Source organism: Erysipelatoclostridium sp. An173, from assembly GCF_002160495.1.
In the GTDB taxonomy this organism is placed as follows: Bacteria; Bacillota_I; Bacilli_A; order Erysipelotrichales; family Coprobacillaceae; genus Thomasclavelia; species Thomasclavelia merdavium.
Map to the genome: position 1 here is coordinate 1 of NZ_NFKR01000073.1, position 3789 is coordinate 3789.

2 protein-coding genes are annotated in these 3789 nt (G+C 27.5%); both read left to right on the plus strand.

Annotated features, from left to right (window positions below):
* Positions 1 to 629: 629 nt before the first annotated feature.
* Positions 630 to 2159: a hypothetical protein gene (locus B5F09_RS14265; protein WP_087374995.1), complete on the plus strand. Its 1530-nt coding sequence runs from the start codon at positions 630 to 632 to the stop codon at positions 2157 to 2159.
* Between the two features lie 165 nt (positions 2160 to 2324).
* On the plus strand, positions 2325 to 3789 hold a 1465-nt coding region (locus B5F09_RS14270), incomplete at its 3' end, for an AAA family ATPase (RefSeq protein WP_087374996.1).

Consider the following 3789-nt stretch of genomic DNA (forward strand, 5'->3'; position numbering starts at 1 on the left):
GCGACATGTCAAGCCAAAGACTGTCGTATTCTTTAACTATCGTTATAACTAACATAGTTTATTATATACCTTGAAAAATGTAGTTTCAAGACTACACTTTTTTAGCTTGCATAAAAATATAATATAAAAGTTAAAATAAGATTACCAAAATTGTTGTAAATAAAAGTCTCCTAATTTGTAACAATAGGTAATCTTTTTGGTATTATAAAATCTGGTGAGGATTTAACAAAATCGTTTTAAAATGTACTGAGGGTTCGATATTAAAAGTTCGAATCCTTTTTAAAATTTTGTGAGGAGAAATAGCGTCTGGCTGCATTTTCCTCCCTTTTATTTTTCAAATTTATCTGTTTCATCATAGCCAAATAATAAAACTGATTTTTTCATTTTTATTGAATCTGTGTATTCCTTGTCTAAATCGTAATTTTCACATCTATTTTGTGAATATAAAATTCTGTTTCTTGTACGTTCAATGTTTTGCATTCGTAAATTAGTTGGATTTATTGTAATAATTATAAGATATCATTAAATAAACTAATTTGGATCGTTGCGTTTTACTAGTCTTTTTTATTTTTTATACAAGTTTATGATATGATTATAAAAGAAAAAGTTAAATGCTTGGAGGGATGCTAATGGCAACAGTGAAACAAATATATGATTTTGCTATTAAATGGTGTGATAAATTTCGTGATTGTGATATTAATTACATAGAATTGTTTGATCATTGGATGGCTGACGAGTGCATTGCTCTAGGTTTTAATATAGATTGTGGTAAAGCTTTTAAAGAAAAATATGGGTTGGCAATATATGATCCTGAAACGTTAAATAAAATCATTGATGATATTACAGATATTCCTTTATTGGGATCAGCAATTTATTTACGATGGAGATATTTTAATCATTGGGCATACGATTCAGCTGAAATTTTAAATCCTCAAAATCGGGCATGGTTTATTCTTGCGCTAAGTCGATTGGCTTTGCTTTGCCAAGAAAATCAATTTGTATTTAAAGGTACATTAAAAAAGATCCGGATTGTATCAAATAATGTTTGTTTTTCTTGTATGCCAGAACCTGATGATGAAGTGGAACAGCACCTTACAATCAATAATGATGGGCAAGTCTTGTTTTTAGGATATAATTTTGGTCATAATGGTATAAAACATAAGAAAATACGAAGCAAGAGTTTTAAAATTGAAAAGGAAGATGTCAAAAGATTATTTAGGGCAATTGAAACATATTTTAATAGAGAATATACAGAAGTTTTTGCTACAGACATTGGAAATTGGGTAATGGAATTGACTAATACTGAAGGAATTACTTATAAGTTTTATGGCTCGCTTTGTGCTGAATTTGATTATGAAGGTACTGATTTGTCTAATCTTATTCGTGAAATTGTCGGTATGAATGATTTGTATGTATTTGATGGTAATGCTAAACCCGATGTAATTAATAAAATCACGATAAACTATCATCGAGTTACTAAAATAAAACTTGATCAAAAACCAAAAGAAGTTAAGAAATATTTTATTACATGGGATTATAGTGAATGTCTGATTATCGATAGGGAAAGCGGAACATTGGAATATATTCAAAATATTGGCACTGATAGCAATATTACTTTTAAATATAAGATTAATGATGGGATTGTGAATCTGCTTGAAAGGTTCGATGCAAGAAAACTATTTAAACATATTAAAGGTAATTTTGAGGATGTTATTGAAAACCCAAATGAGACCAGAGATTATATTATAACTATTGATTATACAAAAAGTCCCAGCCGGATTATTACAGGTAGTTATGATAAAAATGGTTTACCAGAAGATTTTTTATATTTTGTAGAAACAATAACTAATTTTATTAAATACTATAATATGCAAGAAATGTTTAACCCGTTTGTTTTTGGTAAAGTGAAACGACGTAAATCAGAATATATTTTTTGTAGTGTTATTTTTAAAGGCGGATATAAGAGTTATTATTATTTGACAGATGATGATAGTATAGAAATTGGTGATTTAGTATTAGTACCGGCAGGTGATGATGATCATGAAGTAGTCGTAGAGGTAGATAATATTGAATATTTTAGTAAAGAAAATGCTCCACGACCTATTGAAAAGACAAAACGAATCATTCGTAAATATATAAATGATGATTTTGCTAATTAATCTAGTAATTATATTAAGATAATAAATATGATTTCATTGTGTTATTATTTAAAGATTAATGTTAATTATTTTTAGTTTTTATGTCGTAATCAACAAAATGACTTTTATAAATGAGCATGTTATAATATTGGTAGTAAAAATTACTAGAAGAAAGGAAAGATAATAATGAAGCGAATAAGTACTGGAATTGAAAATTTCAAAGAATTACTGGATAATAATTATTATTATGTTGATAAAACAAGACTTATTGAAGATGTATTATCAGATAAAGTAATGCTGTATACCAGAGCGAGAAGATTTGGAAAGACATTGAATCTAAGTATGCTTTATTATTTCTTTTCAAACAAAGAAAAAGAAAATAGTTATTTATTTGAACGATTGAATATATCAAAAGATAAAGAAATCCTAAAACATCAAAACCAGTATCCGGTTATCTTTTTGACTTTAAAAGATATGAATAATAATAATTTTCAATCTCAGATTTATATATTTACTAGTTTAATAGCAAATATAATTGACATATATGCAGAAATCAAAAATAGCGATACGATTAGTCAAAGAGAAAGAAAATTATTAGATATATATCAAAATGCAGAAGCCGATATAGATGATTTAAAGATATCTTTAAAAATTTTATCGCATTGTTTATATAAACACTATCAACAAAAAGTTATTATATTAATTGATGAATATGATGTACCATTACAAAGTGCCTATAATAATGGTTATTATGATGAAATGGTTGATTTTTTAAGAAGTGTTTTTTCATCAGCTCTTAAAACCAATGATGCATTGGAAAGAGGGGTACTTACTGGCTGTTTACGAATCGCCAAGGAAAGCATCTTCACGGGATTAAATAACTTTACAGTAAGATCAATAACGAGCCAGTATGCCTGTGATTGTTTTGGTTTTACCCAAGAAGAAATTGATGATTTATTAGATTATTATGATCTGATAAATAAACGCGATGAGATAAAAGACTGGTATGATGGTTATTTATTTGATAAAACAGAAATTTATAATCCCTGGAGCGTTCTAAATTATATAAAGGAACTATTAGGAGATAAAGAATTTCATGCAATATCCTTCTGGGCTAATACCAGCAGCAATGATTTAGTAAGACAGTATATTGAAAATGCAACAATGAAGATGAAAGAAGAATTTGAAGAACTGATCAATGGAAAAAGCATCATAAAAAAGATAGCACCAGAGTTAACGTATCGAGAAATGAATTTTAAAAGCAGTAAAGATATGAATGATAATGTTTATAGCTTTCTGCTGTTTACCGGATATTTAAAAATCAAAGAGAAAGTATATGAAAATAATGAACTAGTAGAAGATACCTATAAACTGGTCATTCCCAATAAAGAAGTAAAAAAGATTTATGAAAATATTTTTATAAAATGGTTCAGAGAATATCAAAATGAACGTGATTCTAATTTTATCGATGCCTTAATACAAGAAGATGTTACAAAGGCAAATAGTATATTACAGGATGTATTATTACAAAGTATCAGTTATTATGATAATTATGAAAGTTTTTATCATGGATTTATGGTAGGATTTTTAAATGCCGATGGCTATGAGGTTAAATCAAATCGAGAAAGTGGAGAAGGGAGATTTGATTTAG